This is a genomic window from Saccharopolyspora sp. NPDC050642, from assembly GCF_040654735.1.
Lineage (GTDB): Bacteria > Actinomycetota > Actinomycetes > Mycobacteriales > Pseudonocardiaceae > Saccharopolyspora > Saccharopolyspora elongata.
This window is the reverse complement of record NZ_JBFAIN010000026.1, coordinates 92,247-112,776: the sequence shown is the minus strand read 5'-3', so window position 1 is coordinate 112,776 and position 20,530 is coordinate 92,247. Positions and strand designations below refer to the sequence as shown.

Sequence of the window (20,530 nt, the reverse complement as noted above, 5' to 3'; positions counted from 1 at the left end):
CGGAAACAACGCCTCCGTAACCGGGTGGTCCTAATTTTCCATTGAAATCGAAGGTTCGATTTCAATGGAAATTGCGGGGAACCGGAGCACCTCGCCCGGGCGGGACAGGGCGTCCAGCACGGCGCGGAAGACCAGTTGCGCCTGCTCGGGCGACAAGGAAGTGGTCGCAGTCATCACAATTCCTCGAACTCGACGATCGTCGGGGCCAGTTCGGCCCACTCGGTGTCCTCGGCCAGCCGCTGCCGCTCCGCGACCCGCGCGCAGAGCTGTTCGACCTCGGCCCGCGCCCGGCCGGATTCCACGGCGGCGTCGAGGATCGCCGCGGCCAGCGCGGCGGCCCGGTCGTCGCCGAGCCGCATCGCCCAGCCGCGGGCCCCGTCCAGCTCCACCTCGGCGCGGCAGGCGAGCACGTCGCCGAGCAGGAACCGGTCCCGCACGATCGGTTCCCGCACCTGCACCGACACGCAGCCGACCTCCGGCGACACCAGCACCTTCGGCGGCGGCGCCACCTCCAGGCAGGCATCGGCCAGCTCGATCACCTCGGCCGGTTCGGCCGCGGCGAGCAGCGCGGCACGCTGTTCCCTGTTCACTCGTCCTCCGGTTGGTACGGCCCGTCCATCTCGACGACGATCCGGGCGGAATCTGGGCGCGACCAGGAGCGGCTGAACAACACCGGAAGTCCGGTGCCCGAGTCCCGGCTGACGCTCTCCACCAGCCACACCGGGCGGCCGGACTCGATCTCCAGGCCCGCGACGACCTCGGGCTCCGGCAGCGCGTTGCTGACCCGGCACCAGGAGCGCACCGGCCGGACCCCGCCCATCTGGCGCAGGATCGAGTCGACCGATTCGACGCTGTGCACCGCGATCTCGACGTCGGGCAGCACGTCGGCCGGGATCCACTCGTTCGACCATCCGTGCAGCAGGTCGTCCACGTAGTACTGGCGGATCAGCAGGCTGGCCGGGCTGCCGGCGGGCCGCTCCAGCAACTCGGCCTCGGCGGCGGGCAGCGGAGCGCGCCGCACGTCGCGCACGACCGAGCGCGGCTCGGCACCCGCCTCGCGCACCGTCTGGTGCCACGACGGGGCCCGCCGCTGGGAAATCACGTAGTCGATGCGCCGGTTCACGAAGGTGCCGGCTCCTCGCACCCGGCGAACCAGCAGCCGCTGTTCCAGCTCCTGCATGGCGGCGCGGGCCGCCGCCCGCCCCACCTCGAACCGGGCGGCGATCTCGTGCTCGCCGGCGATCCGGCTGCCGGCGGGCAGCTGCGCGAGCTCGGCGGCGAGGGTGTCGGCTATCTCCACGTACCGGCTTCTGACCACGCCCGGAAGCCTGCGCGCCCAGCTTGTCCGGACAACTTCGCCGAACCCAACGCGCAGAACCGCGAAGGTGAACACCCCGGACACTTGTCGCGTACCCGCTGGTAGGGCGGGTGCCGAAAGCAGTGGGACCGCAGTTTCAATTGAAACTGCGGTCCCCATCGGACGGTCGGGTGTCAGCTGCCTTCGGTGCACTGCTTGTCGCGGGTGGTGCCGCAGACGTCGCGGACGCTGTTGAACGTCGCGTCGTCGGCCGGGACGAAGCCCCAGTAGCCGCCGACCTCGCAGTCGTCCGCCGTGCAGAATCCGTTCGCCTTGAGGTAGTCGGCGTTGGCCTTGGTCCCGAACGCCTCCACGACCTTGCTCTTCAGGGCCGGGTCGAGGTCGTCGGCGATCGCGGCCGGCGAGCCCGGGATCAGCTCCGAGCGCCACACCACCCGCAGGTCACCGGGTTTGATGCCGCCCTTCTCCGGCAGCAGCTTGTCGACCATCGCGTCGTAGGCGAACCCGGCGTCGCACTGGCCGCTGGTCACGCCCAGCGCGGACGCGTCGTGCCCGCCGGCCAGCACCGGCTTGACATCGCGTTCGGCGTCGATCCCGGCCTTCTGCAGCGCCGCCTTCGGGTAGAGGTAGCCGGAGGTCGAGTTGGGGTCGACGAAGCAGACCTGCTTGCCCCGGAAGTCCTCGATGCGCTGGATCGGCGAATCGGCCTTGACCACGCCGTAGGACCGGTAGCCGGGTGCCCCGCCCTTGGTCTCCACCTGAGCGCCGAGCGGGCTGATCCGCACCCCGCTGTTCTTCGCTACCACGTACGACAGCGGCCCGTACATCGCGATGTCGATCTTGCCGGTGCGCTGGCCCTCGATGACCGCCGCGTAGTCGGTGGCCTTCTCCACGCGGATCTTCTTGCCGGTCTCCTTCGCCAGCATGTCGATCAGCGGCCGGAACTCCTGCTCCAGGCTGGTGGAGTCCTCCGTCGGGATCGAGGCGAACACCAGCTCGTCGGGGTTGCGCGCGCCGCCCTGCTCGGTGGCCGCGCTCGGGCCGCAGGCGGTCAGGCCCAGCGGCAGCGCCGCGCAGGCGAGGACGGTGAGCAACCGCCGGGAGGTCTTGAACATGGCAGGTCCTTCCATCGCTGAGGTGCGCGGTCAGCGTGCGGAAACCAGGTGGAGCGGTGACCGGCTCCCGGTTACACCGAGCCGAACGGCTGCGGACGGTCCGGCGCATCTGACCTGACAACTCGCGTAGCTTCGACACCGTGATCGAGATCGACTCCGCCTTCGTCACCGCTCCCCGCGCCACCTACGCCCGCCTCCGCGAAGAGGGTCCCGTGCACCGCGCGACCGCCCCGGACGGCACATCGATCTGGCTGGTCACCCGCTACGCGGACGTGCGCGCGGCGCTGGCCGATGCGCGGCTGTCGCTGGACAAGAAGCACTCCGGCGGCGGCTACCGCGGCTTCTCGCTGCCGCCCGCGCTGGACGCGAACCTGCTCAACATGGATGCGCCGGAGCACACGAGGCTGCGCCGGATCATCGGCAAGGCGTTCGCCCCGCGCCGGATCGAGCCGCTGCGCCCGCGGGTCCGGCAGATCGCCGACGAGCTGCTGGACGCCCTGGACGGGCAGCGAGAAGCGGACCTGATGGCGTCCTACTGCGCGCCGCTGCCGATCACGGTGATCTGCGAGCTGCTCGGCGTGGACGCCGCCGACCGGCCCGACTTCCGCTCGTGGACCGACGGCATGCTCGCGCCCGAGACTCCCGACCAGGCCCGCGAATCGCTCCAGGCGCTGTACGGCTACCTGCTCGAACTGATCGCGGCGAAGCGCGCGAATCCCGGCGCGGACTTCCTCAGCAGCCTGATCGAGCTCCGCGACGAGGAGGACCGGCTCAGCGAGGAGGAGCTGACGTCGGCGGCGTTCCTCGTGCTGTTCGCCGGCTACGAGAACACGGTGAACCTGCTGGGCAACGGGCTCGCCGCGTTGCTGACGCGACCGTCGGCGCTCGCCGAAGCCCGCAGCGGAGTCACACCGGCCACTGTGGACGAATTGCTGCGGTTCGATCCGCCGCCGCAGGTGGCGATCCGCCGATTCCCGGTCACCGACGTCGAGATCGGCGGTGTGACCATCCCGGCCGGGGAGACGGTGCTGCTCTCGCTGGTGTCGGCGCACCACGACCCGGACCGCTACGCCGACCCGGAGCGCCTGGACCTCGACCGCGCCGACAATCCGCACCTGGCGTTCGGACACGGGCCGCACTTCTGCCTCGGGGCGTCGCTGGCACGGATGGAGGGGGAGATCGGTTTCGGCGCGCTGCTGAGCCGGTTCCCGGACCTAGCGCTGGCGGTGCCGGAGGAGGAGCTGCAGTGGCGGAACTCCTTCCGCAACCGCGGCCTCCGGACCCTCCCGGTCACCCTCTGCTGACGACCGCCGCCTGACCGAAGGCATCCGACTCCAGAGCTCGTTTCAGAATGGTCCGCCCACGTGCCCGCGCACCGAACGGGCCCTTGGTCAAGTCGGGAAATCCCGTTCCGACGTGCCGCGCCGGGCCGGGGTGGGTAGTCCGATGCTCGGAGACCCGCCGGTCGGCGGACCGGCGGATACCGCGGGAAGGATCATGCGAGCTCGTTCCGCATCGCGCAGGATCCGGATCGGCACGTCCGGTTGGGTGTACGGCCCCTGGCACGGTCCGTTCTACCCGCGCGATCTGCGCCGCGGCGCCGAACTGGAGTACCTCTCGAGCCGGCTCGGCTCGGCGGAGGTCAACGCGTCGTTCTACTCCCTGCAACGCCCGGACACCTACCGCCGCTGGGCGGCGCAGACCCCGGACGACTTCCTGTTCGCGGTCAAGGGAAGCCGCTACATCACCCACATGAAAAGGCTCCACGACGCCGAAACGCCGCTGGCGAACTTCTTCGCCTCCGGCATCCTCGCCCTCGGCTCGAAGCTCGGGCCGCTGCTCTGGCAGCTCCCGCCGTCGCTGGGCGTCGACGTCGAACGCCTGACGGCGTTCTTCCGCCTCCTCCCCCGGAGCACCGCCGCGGCCGCTGCGCTGGCCGCTCGGCACGACGATCGGCTCGCGGGCCGCTCGCTCACCGAGACCGACGCGGATCGGCCGCTGCGCCACGCGCTGGAGGTCCGCCATCCCGGCTTCGCCTCCGCCGAGGCGGTCGAGCTGCTCCGCAGCCACGACATCGGCCTGGTGGTGGCGGACGCGGCGGGGGCCTGGCCGCACCTGGAGGACGTCACGAGCGACTTCGTCTACCTCCGCTTCCACGGCGCCGAGGAGCTGTACGCGAGCGGCTACAGCGCCGATGACCTGGACCACTGGGCGAAGTTGATCAGGTCGTGGCACGAGGGCAAGTGCCCCAGGACCAAGCACACGGTCGCCGCCCCGGCCCCAACGACCAAGGGCCGAGACGTCTACGCGTACTTCGACAACGACGTGAAGGCCCACGCGCCCCACGACGCGATGTCCCTCGCCGAACGCTGCGCGGACCTCTGAACGCAGGCCTGCTCGACGACTGCATCGTTCGGCGCTAGGAGCAGCGCAGTCCCGTCCGCGACATGTCGTCCGATCCGTCTCCGGGTGTTCCGCAAGGCTGCGCATTGCGAAGGTCGCCGTTGATGTTGTTCGGCACTCGCCCTGCGCGCCGGTTTCGCGCGAAAGCGGCGCCCCGCACCACACGGCTCCGCCGCTTCGAGGACCGAACCCGGATCTCAGGTCCGCCAGGCCCAAGCCTGACCAGACGGCCCGTCAGGGCGCTTCCGGGCCCGGGAGTTCCGGGCGGTCGTCGAAGGTGCTCCGGACCAGTTCCGCCAGCTCGTCGTGGCCGTGCGCCGCCAGGACCTCCGCCACCCGGCGGCCGAGCGCCGCGCGTTCCTCCCCCGTCGCCAGGCCTTCGATCGCGGCCAGCACGTGCTGCGACGCGCCCAGCCTGCTGCCCTGGACCTCGAATTCCTCCAGCCGGAACGAGCGCATCGTGTGCTGGTCGCCCGGCATCGCGGTAATCCACTGTGGAGGGTGGAGGTCCGGGTCCGGGATCCGGGTGTCGTGCGCGGCGGCGGTGAGCCTCCGCAGGTTGGCGATCTGGCGGACCGCTTCGTCGACGTTGCCGTCTTCCCTCGCCAACCACCAGACCAGCGCGCTGCCGGGATTCTTCAGCACGTCTTCGGCCAGGTAGGCGCGCTTTTCGCGCTCGTGGTTCCGCGCGCGTTCCCAGAGCTCTTCCTGCTTGCGCGCCTCGGCGAGGCGATGCAGCCGGTCCGCGTCGGAGCCGGGCAGTTCGAGCCGCACGTCGCCGGCCCAAGCCGCCACGCGCCCGGACGGATCGGAGCGTTCCACGCCGAGCGCGGCGTTCAGCCGGTGCTGCGCGAGCTCGCCCTCGTCAGGCGGCACTTCCGCCACGAAGTGGGCGGCCTGCTCCAGGACCAGGTCGATGGCCAGCCCGCCGGGGTCGGCGTGCGGCAGCCCCGGCGCGTCCGGCTTCGAGTATCAGAACACCTTGCCGGAGAACAAGAACTTGTAGTCCGGGTGCGCGCTTCGCATCGGCAGGCCCGATAACGACCGCTCGGCCGCTTGCGGCCGCTCCCGCGGTTCGGCGGCTTCGGCGGCCGGGGGCTCCGCCGCGAGCTCCCGGTCCTGCCAGCGCCGGTATTGCCAGAAGATCACCCACGGAGCGACGCACGTCGCGGCGACCAGCGCCAGCCACAGCCACGCCGGCCAGCCGAAACGCAATCCGAGCACGATCCAGAGCGCCGCCGCGATCACCGACACCGCCTTGACGACACCACGCTGCTCACGATTCATCCGGCGTCCTCCACGCACTGGGCTGCACTCCACAATTCAGTACCGGGCGTCCGGCGCGGCGGAACCGTTCAAGCGGTTTTCCGCTCGAACAGAGCAGACCCGCGCCCGGATCGTGGCGGGTTCAGAAGCGCAAGAACACCGCGGTGGCGTCGTCGTGGGGTTTTCCCCTTCGCCTGCGGCTTTCCGCCGGGGTTTCCGCTGCTTCCGCGGCTCGCACCCGGCGCAGCAGCTCGGCCGGGCCGGCTTGCTCCACGAGGTCCAGCAGGTCGGTCCAGTCGCCGAGGCCGAAGCGGTCCACGTAGCGGGACGCGCCGTCGGTGAGCAGCACCGCCCGGCGCACGTCGGGCGCCGGGAGCACGCCGTGCACGGCTTCGTACGCCGCTTCGGGCTTCGTACTGGCGACCCAGAATCCGCCCGGCCGGTTCCGCAGGTCGCGGACCGCTTCGAGCGTGTAACCGGGCAGGTGTTCGATCCGGTCGTCGATGATCGGCCGGGGTTCGCCCGCCACGTCGAGCACGATCGGGCTGTCGGCGAGCACGAGGTACTCCAGGTCGTCGCCGCGCAGCCGCAGCAGCGCCGCGGTTGCCGAGGGACTCGACGGGTTTCGCAGGTCGCAGGTGTCCGCGTGCGCTGCGCAGGTCGCGCGGATCGCGTCGGCGAGGAGCTCGACGGCTGTCCGGTCCGACGCCGCCAGCCGCTGCGCCAGCTCGCCGCCGAGTCGACGTACCAGCCAGGGCACGTCGTGCACGCAGCCACTGTCCACTCCGGACGGAGCAGTCGCGCCGTCGAGGACGAACGCCCAATCGGGCCCGGTGGCCAGGTAGTCCTCGTTCGGCCGGCCGGGCGTGGCGATCGTCGCCTGCGTCGCCCGCACGCCCTGTCAGCCGCCGGGCCGCTGCGGCAGGTTGTGCAGCGCTGCCACCAGCGGCGCGAGCTCCGGGAGCCGCTCGGCTTCGACCAGCGCCTTCTCTAGCGCTTCGTCGTGGGTGGGGCGGGCCTGCTCCCACAGGGCCCGGCCCGCGTCGGTCAGCTCGGTGTAGATGCCGCGGCGGTCGTCCTTGCACAGGACCCGGGTGAGCAGCTCGCGGTCTTCCAGCCGGTTGACCAGCCGGGTCGTCGCGCTGCCGCTGAGCGCCGTGGCGCGGGCGAGCTGCTGCATCCGCATGTGCCAGCCGTCCTGCCTGCTCAGGGCGTCCAGGACGGTGTACTCGACGACCGACAGCCCGTGCCCGGCCTGCAGCGCCTTCTCCAGCGCGGTTTCGAGCGCCCCGTGGAGCGCGGCGAGCGTGCGCCAGCCGTGCGCCCGAATCTCGACGGCGTCGTCGGCGATCCCCACCGCACACCTCCCGTGATGCGTACCTCCTACGACTATAGCAGCTTGCGCGGTTATGAAGCGCGTGCAAGCATTTATCATGCGCCTGCAACTACCTGCTCGCGTCGACTCGCGCATCTGCCGCCAGCACGCCCCGGGCGCCGACCGCGGGATCACCGCGGCGGCCAGCACCGACCCGCCCGCCACCGCGATCGCGACCAAACCAGCACCCGCTCAACAAATCGAGCCGCTCAACTCCGCTTGAACAGCACGTACGCCTCGACCCAGCCCTTCTCGTTCGGCGCCACCGAGAACCGGTCGAGCTCCCAGCCCTCGTCCTCGATCGCCTCGATCCGCTCCGACCACGGATCGATCGCGTCGTCCTTGCTGCCGGACAGCGCCACCAGGCGAACGGTGAACCGCCGCCGCTCCGCTTCGAGAGCGGCGGCGGCCATCGCGCCGAGATCGGCTTTCGAGTTCTGGAAGAATCCCATTCCCCCATTCAACCCCAAATGCCCCGAAATGCGCGAAACGGGTCAGTGGTCGTCGTTGCGGAAGAAGAGCTCTTCGAGATGGTCCGCGGTTTCCGCGACGAAGTTCAGCGGATCGGTGAACTCGTTGATGTCGAGGTTCAGCAGCGGCAGCGAATGCCGGAGCACGACGTGGTCCCCGATGATCAGCGCCCCGCACACGACCGAGGTCTGCCCCAGCTCTTCCAGCAGTTTCCGCAGGTTGACGCTCTCGGCCAGGCCGATCACCGACACGACCTGCACCCAGTCCTCGCGGCCGTCGAGCCGCTCGTGGCAGACGATGACGATCTGGCTCCGGTCGTCCTCGTACTCGACGAGGAGCCGGATCTCGTCCTCGCTGTCCTCGATGATCCGGTACTCGGGCTCGCCTTCCTCCGCCTCACCGGGGACGACCCGGTATTCGGTCCGGACGAATTCGAGAAGGTCTTCCCAGGTCGCCACGATTCCTCCCAGCAATCGGCCGCGAACCGGCATGGATTTCGACGGCGATCTTGCCACGCCGTCCCATCGCGCCGACCCTTTTTCCGGCCGGGAGCAGCCGAACGCGTTATTCGGTGAGCAAGGGCAGCGAAGTCGCGCCGATCATGTCCGTGCCCGGCATGAGGACCGGCGGGTTCGCCGGATCCGTGCGCAGCACCGGGAAGCGGTCCAGCAGGATGTTCATCGCGATCCGGCCCTCCAGCCGGGCCAGCGGCGCGCCCAGGCAGAAGTGGATGCCGCGCCCGAACGCGATGTGCGGGTTGGGGTCGCGGGCCGGGTCGAAGGCGTCCGGATCGGCGAACGCCCGGCCGTCGCGGTTGGCCGCCCCGAGCCACACCGAAAGCACCTGGTCCGCGGGCACCCGTCGGCTGCCGACCTCGGTCTCGGTCATCGTCGCCCGGTAGGTGAGCGCGAACGGGGTCAGCAGGCGCAGCGATTCCTCGATGGCGCCCGGCACCAGCGCGCGGTCCGCGCGCACCCGCGCCGCCTGCTCCGGGTGCGCGTCCAGGCACATCACCGTGTTGCCCAGCAACATCGTGGTGGTGATGTGCCCGGCGCCCAGCAGGAGGTTGGCGAAGTTCGCAACCTCGTTGTCGGTGAGCCGTTCGCCGTCGATCTCCGCCTGCACCAGCTGGGTCAGCAGGTCCTCGCGGGGGTTCCGCCGCCGCTCCGCGGCGTGTTCGAGGAGGTAGTCGTAGATCTGCCGCATGCTTTCCAGCGATGCGTTCATCTCGCGCAGCTGCTCCTCGCCCTGGGCGGAGACCGAGAGCTGCTGGCCGCCGCTGAGCTGCTCCTCCACCCATTTCCGGAAGAGATCTCGATCGCTGCTGGGCACGCCCAGCAGTTCGGCGATGACGATCACCGGCAGCGGGTAGGCGAGATCCGCGACCAGTTCGAGCCGGCCCCGGCTGGCCACCGCGTCGAGCAGTTCGTGCGTCAGCGCGGCGATCCGCGGTTCGAGGTCGGCCACGATCTTCGGGGTGAACGCGTGGCTGACCAACCGCCGCAGCTTGCGGTGCTGCGGCGGGTCCATCTGCGTCAGGTCGCCCTCGAGGAAGGCCGGGTCGAGCTCGATCGGCATGACCCGCGTGATGTCGGAGGAGAACGTCTTCGGATCGCTGAGGACCGCGACCGCCTCCGGGTGGCCGTGGACGTTCCACACGCCTCGTTCTTCGTCGAAGTCGATCGGGCTCGCCGGTTTCTCGCCGCGCAGCCAGAAGTGCTGCGGGTCGACCGCCATGCGGGCAGCATCGATTATCACGGGTATTTCCCTTTCGTCGGGATAAAAGGAAAAACGGGTGCGTCCGATCAGGACCGGCACCGGGCGGAGCCAGGGCAGCGGGAAGCGCATCCGCGCGAACATCGGCCGCGTCAAGGGCCGGGATCGTGGCGCAGGACCTCGGTCCTGGCGAAGGTCGCCGCCGGAAAGCACGGCGGCGTGGTGCTTTTCGGGGCCTATTCGCCGATCATTCGTCGGCGAGCGAGGAGCGGCGCACGATGATGTCACCGCTCACCGTGTTGGCGCGGACCTCGACGGTCTCCTCCGCATCTCCCGGCGCGTCGACGCTGTCCAGCGAGTTGTGCACGCGACCGACCGTGGTGTTCAGGTCCAGGTACGCGGCGGTCCCTTCGCGGATGCCGATCTCCAGCTCCCCCACCGACACGTCCAGCTCGACCGCGCCGCGCGCGACTTCGCCGATCCGGATGTCGCCGTTGGCGGTCTTGGCCCGGACGGAGTCGCGCGCCTTCTCGACGGTGATGCTGCCGTTGGCCGCGCTCAACCGCGCTTCCCCGCCGATCTCGCCGATCCGGGTCTCCCCGTTGGAGTTCTTGAACACCCCGGCACCGTCGACCCGCCTGATCCGCAGCTCGCCGGACCCGGTGGCGGCCTCGGCCGGGCCCGCCACGCGGTCGACGGCGACCGCTCCGGTGGCGGTCTTCGCGTTCAGCGGGCCGGTGGCGTCGAGCCGGATGGCGCCGACCGAGGTCCGGAACCGGCACTCGCCGAGCCGTCCCTCGCCGCGGAAGTCCCCCTGCGCCGACTCGCCGCGCACCTGCGACCCGGTCGGCAGCTCGATCAGCACCTCGACCGATCCGCCGTCGCGCGGGCCGTAGTGCCGCCACCGCTTCTCCGTCTTGACCAGCAGCTCGCCATCGGAGAACTCGACGCGGGTCAGTTCCACCGCCCGCACGTCGGCCTTCCGGGACGGGTCGGTCGGCCGCACGTCGACGACGGTGTCGGCCCGGTCGGCGGCGACGATCCGCACGTCGCCCAGGACGACGTCGATCGTGGCGGAAATCGGTTCCGGAGTGTCGAAAGTTGGCATGGCTGTCCCCTCAGATCGTGTTCGGTGAGCGTCCTCGCTGGTAGGACGTGGGGTGTACGGGTCGGAGCGCGCCGCTAGCGCGCCCACCCGGTGTAGCGCTGTCCGCGCCGGCCGGTGCCGCGCCCCGCGGGCCGCTCGGCGGGTTCCACCGCAGCGGCGGCGGCCCGGACGAGCCACGCGTTGACCGACAGCCCTTCTCGCCCGGCCGCTTCCTCTACGCGGGCCTTGAGCCTTTCGGGCATCCGGACGTTGATCCGCGACATGGCGCCTTCGTCGGCCTCCAGGACCGGCCGGACCTCCGCCGGCGCGCTCTCGCCTTCGTCGGCCGCCGCGCCGTGGGCCACCGGTGGCGCCGTCACGACGAATTCCGGTTCCCCGCTGCGGAACCGCAGGTCCACCGATCCCGGCGCGAGCTCGCGGGTGATCTCGTCGGCAGCCGACGACAACGCGTCCAGCAGCGTCAGCCGGAGGGCGGACTCCAATGGCGTCGTGAGCCGCTCGGCGAGCTCCCGCGCATCGTCACCACCGACTTCGGCGGCGACGGCCAGCTCCCGCCGGATGCCGTCGACATACACCCCAATATCCATGGCACCATCATGGCACCAATTTGGCACCAGTGCAAACATCCATGGCACTCGACGCGGCGCGGTCCCGGGTCCGCGACCGAGAACGATCAGCGTTTCTGCTGGCCGACGCTGCGCAGGCGCGGCGTGGCGGCGATGGCCACCGCGGCCGTCAGCAACGCCGCGCCGAGGATCACCGCGCGCAGCGACGTGACTTCGGCGAGCGGCCCGGCGAGCGCGGCACCCAGTGGCATCAGGCCCCAGGCGAGCACCCGGTGCGCGCTGGTCACCCGGCCCATCATCGGGCGCGGCGTCAGGCGCTGGCGGTTGGCCGCGGACAGCACGTTCCACGCGCCCGCACCCAGCCCCATGACGAAGTACGCGACCCACGCGCCGCCCGGTGCCCGCACCACCCCGAGCAGCGCGATTCCCGCGGCCAGCACGAACAAGGCGCCGATCATCACCGATCCGCCACCCAGCCGGCCGGCCAGCCGGGACGCGACCGGGGCGGCCAGCAGCGTGCCGATCGCGGTGCAGACCAGCAGCGTCGGCACGGACGCCGCTGGCAAGCGCAGCGACTCGATCGCGAACAGGAACGCCACCGCGTTGACGCCACTGGTGAGCAGCGCGGTCACGCCGACGACGCCGACGACCGCACGCAAGTCCGGGCTGCGCACCAGGAAGCGCAGCCCCGCAAGCACTTCCGCGCGCAACGACGTCGCTTCGCGCGCCTGCGGCGGTGCCGCCTGCCCGGGCACGGCGATCACCAGGAGCAGCGCCAGCCCCAGCGCGAGCGCGTTCGCCGCGAAGCACAGCGCGGGATCCCACGCGAACAGCGCCGCCGCCGCCAACGGGCCCGCGATCTCGACACCGGCGGTCTCCACGCTGACGAACCGGCCGTTGGCGCGTTCCAGCTCCGTCGATCCGGCCAACGACACCAGCAGCGTCTGCGCCGCCGAATCGGCGAACGTTTCCGCGCTGCTGAGCAGGAAACCGCACACCAGCAACACGGGTAGCCCGGCGTTGCCGGTGTGGATCAGGCCGGCCAGCGCGAACGTGACGGCGCAGCGGAAGGCGTGCGCGCAGATCAGCGCGTGCCGGGGCCGCCACCGGTCGACCATCGCGCCCGCGGGCAAGGCGACCAGCAGCCACGGCAGCACGGTCGCCGCCGCAACCGCCGAAACGGCCACCGGATCGCGCGTGCTCACCGCCGTGAACAGCGGCAACGCCGCCGCCCGGATCCCATCGCCGACCGACGAAACGGCCCAAGCACCGAGCAGGAGCCCGAACGGCCGGGAACGGACCCCCGCTGCCGGACCACTCATCCGCAAGCCGCCTCCCCCCGCCGTTCAGACCACCATCGCGGGCACCGGCCAGCGCCGCAGCCGGGCCGGTGCCCACCAGCGCAGCCCGCCCGCGCGGACCAGCAGGCGCATGAACGACCCGTTGAGGCCGCAGAACGAACGTGCAGTGGTGCTTCTCGCCGTTCACGAAACGTGTGAAAGCGTGTCGTGAGCCGACACCTTGCGGTGCCGACGTTGGCCCGTGCCCTTCGGCGCGAGTCTTCCCGTGGCGATACCCGCTGCCCGCGTGGTGCGGGTCTTGTGTGGGTTTCCATCGGGCTCGTTTACTGTCGCCCCGCAACTCGGGGAGGACGTCGTGGCCTCAGCAAGCTTGGCGAGGTTGTGGGCCGCGTTGAGATCACGATCCATGCTCATCCCGCAGGAAGAGCAGGTGAAAACACGATCGGACAGGCGCAGCTTGGCTTTCACCACGCCACAATCCGAACACGTTTTAGAGCTGGGATACCACCGGTCCGCGACGTGCACGTACACACCAGACCAGGAGGCTTTGTACTCGACCTGTCGTCGGAGTTCGGCCATGCCGACACCCGCAACCTGCCGCGCCAAGCGGCGGTTTTTCGTCATGCCCGCCACGTTGAGGTCTTCCAACACGATCGCTCCGAAAGTCCGCACAAGCCGGGTGGTGAGCTTGTGCAGTCCGTCACGGCGCGCGTTGGCCACCATGATGTGAAGCCTGACGATGCGGGCTTGAGTCTTCCGCCAACGATTCGACGGCTTCTGCCCGGTACGCCGGTCCGGGCCTTGACGTCGCGAAGCCTGACGCTGCAACCGTCGCAACTCGCGTTGTGCCACTTCGAGGTGCTTCGGGTTGGCGATCGCCTCTCCGGTGGACAGCACGGCGAGGGACTTGATCCCGAGATCCACACCCACCGTCACACCCGGCTGGACAGGGGCGGGATCGTCACGGGTGATCTCCACCGAGAACGACACGAACCAACGCCCCGCCCGATACGACACCGTCGCCGATCGGATCCGCGCCCTCCCGCATTCCAGATGACGAGCGAGCTTGCGAGTGGACTCATCTGTGCGCACCACCCCGATTCGGGGCAGTTTGACGTACCGCCGGTCACGGTCGAGACCGAAGCTGCCGGTAGTGAACCGGCACGACAACCCAGCCCGCCTGCCCTTGAACCTCGGGAACCCGACCTTGCGGCCCTTGCGTCGACCCTTGTTCGAGTCGCCCCAGTTCTTCAGCGCGGCCGCCAGATTGGCCAAGCCAGACGAGTACGCCTCCTTCGAATTTTCCTGCCACCACGGCGCAACCGCGTCCTTGACCTGGTTCCAGTCCTTCCGCAAGCTGTAGGCCGACCAGCTCACAGACGGCGTCAACTCATCCCCGTCCAGGCCGTAAGATGCTTCAGCTTTCCGTTGATCAACCTTGGCCTTGATGCACCCCAACGCCCAGTTGAACGCGAACCGCTGCGCGCCACAATGCGACCGCAACGCCGACTCCTGCCCAGGATTCGGGTCCAGCGCGAACCGGTACGCCTGCAACACCGTGCTCATCAACGCCGAACAGTACCGACCGGCACCGACAATCCCCACGAACCGCCAAACCGCCACATTCCCCGCCTCTCGGCACATTCGACCGAGCAGTTCTCGCCCCACCAGCAGCCGCGCGGCGCCCTCCACCACGAGCTTGGGTTCGGTCTCGACCGCGGCGGCGCATTCGGCGAACCGCTCCAGGTAGCCGTCGAAATCCGGGGCACAGACCTGGAATGCGCGCCGGGTCACCGCCGCGGTCGAGGTGTTCGACCAGCGCGGGCAGCGCTAGTTCCCCTTCCCCGCGCACGACGAAGTCGACGAACTCGAAGTTGCGGTGCCAGGCGGCGCCCTGCGGGCCGTCGCAGTTGGCGCCGCCGAACACGATCCGCGACGCGGGGTCCAGCCGCTTGAGCTCGCGGGCCAGCGCCAGTGAAGCGGTGTTCTGCTGGAACGTGGTGGTGAACCCGATCAGGCCGCCCGCGGTGTCGGCGATTTCCTTGGCGTAGGCCGAGATCCAGTCGGGCACCAGGTCGTGCAGCCGCAGGCACAGCTCCAGCCGGTCCGCGTCGATGCGCCCGGTCATCGCCTCCCGGAACTCCGCGGCGCGCCAGCCGCGCACCCCGTGCAGGGCGGCGGTGAAGACCCAGTCCCCGCAGCCCTCGAAGTAGGAGTCCAGCGAGAAGAAGTCGTACTCGCGCAGCCGGGTGCCCAGGTTCTGGTGCATCCAGTCGAAGAAGTCGAGGTTCGCGCGACCACCCGAACGCGGTGCACCCCACCGCGTTCGACGGCGGTCTTCAGGATTCCGCAGGCCAGCGACGGGTAGCCGACCGAGGCCCACGGCATGTTCACCAGTGTCACGTCCATGCGATCCGGTCACCTTCCGAGCGGGCCGGAGGGCCGGTGGGGCGGCACCCCACCGGCCCCGCCGGCGTCACTTCGAAACCCGCACCCCCGAGGTGCCGGTCCCGCCGATCGCCTTCGGGTCGTTGTGCACGGTCGTCTTCTTCACAGACTTCACCCCCTCCCCCGATAACCCGTCTGCCGAAACGATGTCCTCCTAGGACAAGGCCCGAGTCGCCCAACGATGCCGACCGCCGGGCACCGCGCGCAAACCGGAATTCACCCGATCGCCCCGAACGGAGAACGCGAATCACCCGCAGTTTTCTCGGTTTTCCCACCGGAGATCGGGAGCGAAGACCGTTCGCCGGATGCTTTTGCTCCCGTTGTCGGCATTGCCAGCTACAGGTTCTGGAACAGCGCGACGATCAGTGCCGTCACCGCGGATTCCGCCAATACGGCACCGGCTCGCGCGGCTCCGGCCAATGCCGAACGCGCCAATGCGCGGAAGGTGCCGGTGCGGCCGGCCGGAATCCGCTCCTCGTCGCGCACTTCCCGGTTCCGGTCGATGCGGATTCCCAGGCGAATCCCCAGTTCGCCGAACGAGCGTCTCGAAAGGCGTTTCATGCGAGCTCCCATTCCGGTTCGGTCCCGGCCGTTCGCCGGGGTCGCCGTCAATTGGTCACCGGAAAACCTTCCGCGCCAACGAGTTTCGGGGGAACTCGGAATCCGGATGCGCGAATCCGCCGGTCAGGCCCGCTTCTCCGAACGGAGTGATCTACGCAGGTGGCGAGCAGAACCCGCACGCGCTCTACGCGGCCAGCGGAGAAGCGCGGTGGACGACGGACTTCATCAACGCCAACGTGGCCGCAGGTCCCACCGTCGCAGATGGCGTGGTGTACGTCGGTGGCAACGACAACTACCTGTACGCGGTCGCCACATAGCTACCGGACACGGCCGATGACGCGCGCGTCGTCGGCCGTGTCCGGTTCTACTGGGCCGTCTCGCTCACCCTGGCGAGCGCGACGCCGCCCACGATCAGCGCGAGCGCGAGGATCCGCCCGAGGCTGACGGGATCCCGGTAGAGGAGGATGCCGAGCACGATCGCCCCCGCCGCCCCGATCCCGGTGAAGACCAGGTACGCCGTGCCGACCGGCACCGTGTTCATCGCCCGCGACAACAGGTAGACGGCGGCAGCGCAGAGCACGAGGCTCAGCAGCGTCGGCAGGGGCTTGGTGAAGTTCTCGGTGGGCTTGATGCTCTGCGCCCAGGCCACTTCGACCAGTCCCGCCGCGATCAGCAGCAGCCAGTTCACCGCGTGCCTCCCGCGCGTCGCGCCGACAGTTCCGCGACGACCGCGTCCACCCGCTGCTCCGCCGACGTCGCGGAAGCCCGCTGCTGCTCCGCGAGGTGCTCGATCCGCGGATCGACCAGCGCGTTGGTGAGTTCGGAGTTGATGAAGGTGACGTCGTCGACCGAGAAGTGCCCGGCGAAGAAGTCCCGCAGGTACCGCTCCTGGTGGTCGACCGGCTCCCGGGGCGTTCCCGGGAGGTAGGACCCACCGCGCGCGTTCACGACCACGAAGGACCGGCCGGCCAGGGACATCCGCGGGAACGTGACCTGGTCGATCCACAGCTTCAGCGCCGCGGGGATCGAGAAGTTGTACATGGGGCTGCCGATGAGCACGACGTCGGCGGCGAGCAGCTCGGACAGCAGCGGTTCGAGCACGGCCCACGCGGCGCGCTGCTCCGGCGTGCGGACGGCCTCGCGGTAGCGGTCGGGCTCGGTGATCCCGTGCCGCAGGAGGTCGTCGCAGATCTCGGTCCACGCCTGCCCGATCGGCGGCACCGGCTCCGCGGCGAGGTCTCGGTGGACGTAGTCCTGACCGGGGTTGGCGGCCTGCCAGGCGAGGGCGAACCGCTCGGTGAGCGCCCGGGAGAACGAGCGGCTTCGCGCGCTGGCGTCGAGGTGGAGCAGCATGGTCGACTCCTTCAAGTGGACAGCGTGTCCGGTTGCGTCACCGACCATAACTGGACGCGATGTCCGGATATTCCCTAGGCTGCCCTCATGGACGGTGACCTGCTGCGACCGAACCAGCGCGGGCGGGAGCGCGCGGACGCGGCCCGCAACCGCGCCCGCATCCTGGCCGCGGCGGAGGAGCTGTTCGCGACCCGCAGCGCCCAGAGCGTGACGATGGAGGACATCGCGAACGCAGCCGGCGTGGGACGCGCGACCTTGTACCGCCGCTACCCGGATCGCGCCTCCATCGCCACGGCCCTGCTGGACGAGCACGAGCGGGCGCTGCAGGAGAAGTTGCTGCGCGGCGACCCGCCGCTGGGACCGGGCGCGCCGCCGGCCGAGCGCCTGGCGGCCTTCTACGAGACCATGGTCGACCTGCTGGAGCGGCACATCCACCTGGTCCTGGGCACCGAAGTGGGCAGATCCCGGTTCGAGACGGGCGCCTACGGGTTCTGGCGGGCGCACGTCCGCTCGCTGCTCGCGGAATCTTCCCTGGCAGACCCGGAATCCCTGACGGACTCCCTGCTGGCGCCGCTGGCCCCGGAGGTCTTCCGGCACCAGCACGAAACCCTGGGAATGGAGGCGAAGCGGATCAAAGCGGCCTTGGCGGAATTGGCCCGCAGAATCCTATGAGGACAGAAGCCTTGCAGGGAGCGTTTTTCATCCTGGTCGGCCCGCAGTCGCGGGTCGCAAAGCTGCACGTCGATGGGGTGTCGCATGCGCCGCAGGCGCATAGCCCACCTACGACACTGGCACCGCCGCGGGTTCTCAGAGGCTTCCTGGCGAGGACGGCCCCTCCGCCGTGTATTGGATCAGGAGGGGCACCCACAGTCCAGGGAGCCTCTGAGGTTCCGCTACCCGCACCGCCACGCAAATCGAGGCTGGAAAAACCTCAGGGCAAGTGAAATCAATGCGAGGAGGTCGCACCTCAGTCGGCGAGGAGGTGCTCCCGGCCGAACATGGTGGCGGCGGCCCGCGCGCTGGGCGTCCCCGCGTCGAGGTCCGCGCCGGCCTCGCGGAGCACGGCCACCACCTCATCTGCGCCCTTGAACAGCGCACCGGCGATCGGCGCCTGGTCGCGCTCGTTGCGCAGGTCGGGATTCGCGCCGCGGTCGAGCAGCGCGCGCACCGTTCCGGCGTGCCCGTGGTAGGCCGCGAGCATGAGCAGGGTGTTGCCGCCCTGGTCGGCCACGTCGACCGGGAGTCCGTGGTCGACGAACTCCGCCAGCTGCGCGGTTTCGCCTTCCCGGGCCAGGTCCATGGCGATCGCCACGACGCGCTCGGTCTGCTCCGGGGTCAGTCCACCGTGGCTCATCAGCAGCTCTTCCTGATCACGTCTGAGAATTCCGGTTCCGGAACGGGAACGGCGGCCACGGCTTCCCGTGGCCGCCGTTCCTGCTGTCCAGGTCGAAGACCTAGGCGGCGTCAGCCCTTGCTCGCGGCCAGGGCCTCGATCGCCTTGCGGACGCCCTCACCGTAGGCCGCGTCGGCCTTGGTGCAGTTGGCGATGTGCCGCTCGATGGTCGCCTGCGAGGCGCCGTCGATCGCCCGCGCGGTGTTCTCGAAGAGCACCTGCTGCTGCTCCGGCGACATGTTGCGGAACAGGATGCCGGGCTGCTCGAAGTAGTTGTCGTCGTCCTCGCGGTAGTTGAACCGGTCGGCGACGGCACCCACGGCCTGCACCGGGTCGCGGTAGGAGGCCTGCTCCTGCCAGCGGCCGTAGGAGTTCGGCTCGATGCCCGGGGTGGCGCCCTGGTTGCCGTCGATGCGCATGGCACCGTCGCGGTGGTAGGAGTTCACCGGGTTCTTCGGCGCGTTGACCGGGATCTGGTGGTGGTTCACACCCAGGCGGTACCGCTGGGCGTCACCGTAGGAGAACAACCGGCCCTGCAGCATCTTGTCGGGCGAGAAGCTGATGCCCGGCACCACGTTCGCCGGGGTGAACGCGGCCTGCTCCACGTCGGCGAAGTAGTTGTCGGGGTTGCGGTTGAGCTCCCACTCGCCGACCTCGATCAGCGGGTAGTCCTTCTTGGACCACACCTTGGTCAGGTCGAACGGGTGGTACTTGTACGTGTCGGCGTCGGCCTCCGGCATGATCTGCACGTACAGCTTCCACTTCGGGAAGTCGCCGCGCTCGATCGCGTCGAAGAGGTCGCGCTGGTGCGACTCGCGGTCCTTGCCGATGAGCTCCTCGGCCTCGGCGTCGGTCAGGTTCTTGATGCCCTGCTGGGTGCGGTGGTGGAACTTGACCCAGAACCGCTCGCCCTCGTCGTTGATGAAGCTGTAGGTGTGCGAGCCGAAGCCGTGCATGTGGCGGTAGGACGCCGGGATGCCGCGCTCCGACATCACGATCGTGACCTGGTGCAGCGCCTCGGGGAGGTTGGTCCAGAAGTCCCAGTTGTTCTCGGCGTTGCGCAGGTTGGTGCGCGGGTCGCGCTTCACGGCGTGGTTGAGGTCGGGGAACTTCAGCGGGTCGCGGAAGAAGAACACCGGGGTGTTGTTGCCGACGATGTCCCAGTTGCCTTCGTCGGTGTAGAACTTCAGCGCGAAGCCGCGGATGTCGCGCTCGGCGTCGGCCGCGCCGCGCTCGCCGGCGACGGTCGAGAACCGGACGAACAGGTCGGTCTTCTTGCCGACCTCGGAGAAGATCTTCGCCTTGGTGTACTGGGTGATGTCGTTGGTCACCGTGAAGGTGCCGAAAGCGCCCGAGCCCTTGGCGTGCATCCGGCGCTCCGGGATGACCTCGCGGTCGAAGTGCGCCAGCTTCTCCAGGAACCAGACGTCCTGCAGCAGCATCGGGCCGCGCGGACCGGCGGTCAGGGAGTTCTGGTTGTCAGGGACCGGCGCACCGGCCACCGTGGTCAACGGTTTCTGGTTGTTCTCGGGCAAAACTCGCTCCTCGGTGGTGGGATGTTGGCTGGCTCACTCGGCACGGGAGAGGCAGTCGGGGCAGATGCCCCAGAAGGTCACCTCGGCCTCGTCGAGCACGAATCCGTGCGGGTCCTCGGTGTGCAGGCAGGGCGCCTCGCCAACCGCGCAGTTGACGTCGGCGATGGCGCCGCAGTTGCGGCACACCAGATGGTGGTGGTTGTCGCCCACGCGCGTCTCGAACCGGGCGGGCGAACCGGCCGGCTCGATGCGACGGACCAGGCCCGCCTCGGTCAGCGCGCGCAGGACGTCGTAGACCGCCTGGGTCGACACCGAACCCAGCTCGCGACGGACCACCGTCGCGATGGTGTCGGTGTCCGCATGCGGATTGTCCGAGACCATCGTGAGCACGGCAACCCGCGGACGGGTCACCCGCAACGACGCCCCCTTGAGGAGGGCGACGGCATCGATGGACGGCATGCCCCCATACCTACCAGCTTTTCTGGAACGAATCAAATAAAGACCCGCGCGGTACACCTCCGGCAGCGGCGATGAACCCCACTCGCCAGCCCCGCACCCAGCGCGACCTGGTCAAACGGACCGAATATGCCCGAAGATCATG

The 20,530-nt window shown here is 69.7% G+C and carries 28 protein-coding genes; 5 read left to right on the top strand and 23 right to left on the bottom strand.

Features of this window, described 5'->3' with window-relative positions; translation table 11 throughout:
- Positions 1 to 30: 30 nt before the first annotated feature.
- The 4 genes from AB0H93_RS30875 to AB0H93_RS30860 form a co-directional block, all read right to left on the bottom strand.
- Positions 31 to 174 (bottom strand): hypothetical protein, encoded by a 144-nt coding sequence (locus AB0H93_RS30875; protein ID WP_358577153.1) that lies wholly within the window; start codon positions 172 to 174, stop codon positions 31 to 33.
- Positions 174 to 590 carry a phosphonate C-P lyase system protein PhnG gene (locus AB0H93_RS30870; protein WP_358577151.1) on the bottom strand — a complete coding sequence of 139 codons (417 nt, stop codon included), beginning with the start codon at positions 588 to 590 and terminating at the stop codon, positions 174 to 176. Before AB0H93_RS30870 ends, AB0H93_RS30875 begins: the two co-directional genes overlap by 1 nt.
- Positions 587 to 1,318: a GntR family transcriptional regulator gene (locus AB0H93_RS30865; protein WP_358577149.1), complete on the bottom strand. Its 732-nt coding sequence runs from the start codon at positions 1,316 to 1,318 to the stop codon at positions 587 to 589. Before AB0H93_RS30865 ends, AB0H93_RS30870 begins: the two co-directional genes overlap by 4 nt.
- A gap of 173 nt (positions 1,319 to 1,491) precedes the next feature.
- Entirely contained in the window at positions 1,492 to 2,433 is a 942-nt protein-coding gene (locus tag AB0H93_RS30860; protein ID WP_358577147.1) for a phosphate/phosphite/phosphonate ABC transporter substrate-binding protein, read from the bottom strand.
- Positions 2,434 to 2,573: 140 nt separating this feature from the next.
- Between AB0H93_RS30860 and AB0H93_RS30855 the strand changes: the two genes are divergently transcribed.
- Entirely contained in the window at positions 2,574 to 3,737 is a 1,164-nt protein-coding gene (locus tag AB0H93_RS30855; protein ID WP_358577145.1) for a cytochrome P450, read from the top strand.
- A gap of 193 nt (positions 3,738 to 3,930) precedes the next feature.
- Positions 3,931 to 4,818, top strand: a complete 888-nt coding sequence (locus tag AB0H93_RS30850) for a DUF72 domain-containing protein (RefSeq protein WP_358577143.1) — start codon at positions 3,931 to 3,933, stop codon at positions 4,816 to 4,818.
- 252 nt (positions 4,819 to 5,070) lie between these two features.
- Here the strand turns inward: AB0H93_RS30850 and AB0H93_RS30845 are convergent, their stop codons facing one another.
- The 4 genes from AB0H93_RS30845 to AB0H93_RS30830 all read right to left on the bottom strand — a co-directional run bounded on the left by AB0H93_RS30845 (position 5,071) and on the right by AB0H93_RS30830 (position 7,459).
- Positions 5,071 to 5,712: a hypothetical protein gene (locus AB0H93_RS30845; RefSeq protein ID WP_358577141.1), complete on the bottom strand. Its 642-nt coding sequence runs from the start codon at positions 5,710 to 5,712 to the stop codon at positions 5,071 to 5,073.
- A gap of 96 nt (positions 5,713 to 5,808) precedes the next feature.
- On the bottom strand, positions 5,809 to 6,123 hold the full coding sequence (locus AB0H93_RS30840) for a hypothetical protein (protein ID WP_358577139.1): 315 nt from the start codon (positions 6,121 to 6,123) through the stop codon (positions 5,809 to 5,811).
- 121 nt (positions 6,124 to 6,244) lie between these two features.
- Complete coding sequence (locus AB0H93_RS30835) at positions 6,245 to 6,997, bottom strand: protein phosphatase 2C domain-containing protein (protein WP_358577137.1); 753 nt, start codon at positions 6,995 to 6,997, stop codon at positions 6,245 to 6,247.
- A gap of 6 nt (positions 6,998 to 7,003) precedes the next feature.
- Positions 7,004 to 7,459, bottom strand: coding sequence for a MarR family transcriptional regulator (locus tag AB0H93_RS30830; RefSeq protein ID WP_358577135.1), 456 nt, complete (start codon positions 7,457 to 7,459; stop codon positions 7,004 to 7,006).
- A 52-nt stretch (positions 7,460 to 7,511) separates the two neighbouring features.
- Here AB0H93_RS30830 and AB0H93_RS30825 point away from each other — a divergent pair, with 52 nt between their 5' ends.
- The gene (locus AB0H93_RS30825) at positions 7,512 to 7,700 is read left to right on the top strand and encodes a hypothetical protein (RefSeq protein ID WP_358577134.1); all 189 of its coding nucleotides are present in this window, start codon (positions 7,512 to 7,514) and stop codon (positions 7,698 to 7,700) included.
- On the opposite strand, the gene AB0H93_RS30820 is transcribed toward AB0H93_RS30825, so the two are convergent.
- The 10 genes from AB0H93_RS30820 to AB0H93_RS30775 all read right to left on the bottom strand — a co-directional run bounded on the left by AB0H93_RS30820 (position 7,687) and on the right by AB0H93_RS30775 (position 15,648).
- Complete coding sequence (locus tag AB0H93_RS30820) at positions 7,687 to 7,929, bottom strand: hypothetical protein (RefSeq protein WP_358577132.1); 243 nt, start codon at positions 7,927 to 7,929, stop codon at positions 7,687 to 7,689. The two genes, AB0H93_RS30825 and AB0H93_RS30820, sit on opposite strands and share 14 nt — an antisense overlap.
- 42 nt (positions 7,930 to 7,971) lie before the next feature.
- Entirely contained in the window at positions 7,972 to 8,406 is a 435-nt protein-coding gene (locus tag AB0H93_RS30815) for a hypothetical protein (protein ID WP_132482379.1), read from the bottom strand.
- A 106-nt stretch (positions 8,407 to 8,512) separates the two neighbouring features.
- On the bottom strand, positions 8,513 to 9,685 hold the full coding sequence (locus AB0H93_RS30810; protein ID WP_358577167.1) for a cytochrome P450: 1,173 nt from the start codon (positions 9,683 to 9,685) through the stop codon (positions 8,513 to 8,515).
- 226 nt (positions 9,686 to 9,911) lie between these two features.
- The gene (locus tag AB0H93_RS30805) at positions 9,912 to 10,772 is read right to left on the bottom strand and encodes a DUF4097 family beta strand repeat-containing protein (RefSeq protein WP_358577129.1); all 861 of its coding nucleotides are present in this window, start codon (positions 10,770 to 10,772) and stop codon (positions 9,912 to 9,914) included.
- A gap of 74 nt (positions 10,773 to 10,846) precedes the next feature.
- The gene (locus AB0H93_RS30800; RefSeq protein ID WP_358577127.1) at positions 10,847 to 11,359 is read right to left on the bottom strand and encodes a toxin-antitoxin system HicB family antitoxin; all 513 of its coding nucleotides are present in this window, start codon (positions 11,357 to 11,359) and stop codon (positions 10,847 to 10,849) included.
- A gap of 86 nt (positions 11,360 to 11,445) precedes the next feature.
- Positions 11,446 to 12,660 (bottom strand): MFS transporter, encoded by a 1,215-nt coding sequence (locus tag AB0H93_RS30795; RefSeq protein ID WP_358577125.1) that lies wholly within the window; start codon positions 12,658 to 12,660, stop codon positions 11,446 to 11,448.
- A gap of 24 nt (positions 12,661 to 12,684) precedes the next feature.
- Entirely contained in the window at positions 12,685 to 12,771 is an 87-nt protein-coding gene (locus AB0H93_RS30790) for a DUF5825 family protein (protein WP_358577164.1), read from the bottom strand.
- Positions 12,772 to 12,822: 51 nt separating this feature from the next.
- Positions 12,823 to 14,172: an IS607 family element RNA-guided endonuclease TnpB gene (gene tnpB / locus AB0H93_RS30785; RefSeq protein ID WP_358577162.1), complete on the bottom strand. Its 1,350-nt coding sequence runs from the start codon at positions 14,170 to 14,172 to the stop codon at positions 12,823 to 12,825.
- Positions 14,072 to 14,908: a hypothetical protein gene (locus AB0H93_RS30780; RefSeq protein WP_358577122.1), complete on the bottom strand. Its 837-nt coding sequence runs from the start codon at positions 14,906 to 14,908 to the stop codon at positions 14,072 to 14,074. The genes tnpB and AB0H93_RS30780 overlap by 101 nt, the downstream gene beginning before the upstream one ends.
- Before the next feature lie 515 nt (positions 14,909 to 15,423).
- Positions 15,424 to 15,648, bottom strand: coding sequence for a hypothetical protein (locus tag AB0H93_RS30775; RefSeq protein ID WP_358577169.1), 225 nt, complete (start codon positions 15,646 to 15,648; stop codon positions 15,424 to 15,426).
- A gap of 50 nt (positions 15,649 to 15,698) precedes the next feature.
- Here AB0H93_RS30775 and AB0H93_RS30770 point away from each other — a divergent pair, with 50 nt between their 5' ends.
- Entirely contained in the window at positions 15,699 to 15,965 is a 267-nt protein-coding gene (locus tag AB0H93_RS30770) for a PQQ-binding-like beta-propeller repeat protein (RefSeq protein WP_358577159.1), read from the top strand.
- 47 nt (positions 15,966 to 16,012) lie between these two features.
- On the opposite strand, the gene AB0H93_RS30765 is transcribed toward AB0H93_RS30770, so the two are convergent.
- Both AB0H93_RS30765 and AB0H93_RS30760 read right to left on the bottom strand, forming a co-directional pair.
- Positions 16,013 to 16,336 carry a multidrug efflux SMR transporter gene (locus tag AB0H93_RS30765; RefSeq protein ID WP_358577120.1) on the bottom strand — a complete coding sequence of 108 codons (324 nt, stop codon included), beginning with the start codon at positions 16,334 to 16,336 and terminating at the stop codon, positions 16,013 to 16,015.
- Positions 16,333 to 17,001 (bottom strand): NAD(P)H-dependent oxidoreductase, encoded by a 669-nt coding sequence (locus AB0H93_RS30760; protein WP_358577117.1) that lies wholly within the window; start codon positions 16,999 to 17,001, stop codon positions 16,333 to 16,335. Before AB0H93_RS30760 ends, AB0H93_RS30765 begins: the two co-directional genes overlap by 4 nt.
- A gap of 87 nt (positions 17,002 to 17,088) precedes the next feature.
- Between AB0H93_RS30760 and AB0H93_RS30755 the strand changes: the two genes are divergently transcribed.
- The gene (locus AB0H93_RS30755; RefSeq protein WP_358577114.1) at positions 17,089 to 17,673 is read left to right on the top strand and encodes a helix-turn-helix domain-containing protein; all 585 of its coding nucleotides are present in this window, start codon (positions 17,089 to 17,091) and stop codon (positions 17,671 to 17,673) included.
- 295 nt (positions 17,674 to 17,968) lie between these two features.
- Here the strand turns inward: AB0H93_RS30755 and AB0H93_RS30750 are convergent, their stop codons facing one another.
- From AB0H93_RS30750 to AB0H93_RS30740, 3 genes are all read right to left on the bottom strand, one after another.
- Positions 17,969 to 18,355, bottom strand: a complete 387-nt coding sequence (locus AB0H93_RS30750) for an ankyrin repeat domain-containing protein (protein ID WP_358577111.1) — start codon at positions 18,353 to 18,355, stop codon at positions 17,969 to 17,971.
- 110 nt (positions 18,356 to 18,465) lie between these two features.
- Positions 18,466 to 19,929, bottom strand: a complete 1,464-nt coding sequence (locus AB0H93_RS30745) for a catalase (protein WP_358577109.1) — start codon at positions 19,927 to 19,929, stop codon at positions 18,466 to 18,468.
- A 33-nt stretch (positions 19,930 to 19,962) separates the two neighbouring features.
- Positions 19,963 to 20,388, bottom strand: coding sequence for a Fur family transcriptional regulator (locus tag AB0H93_RS30740; protein WP_358577106.1), 426 nt, complete (start codon positions 20,386 to 20,388; stop codon positions 19,963 to 19,965).
- Positions 20,389 to 20,530 lie beyond the last annotated feature (142 nt).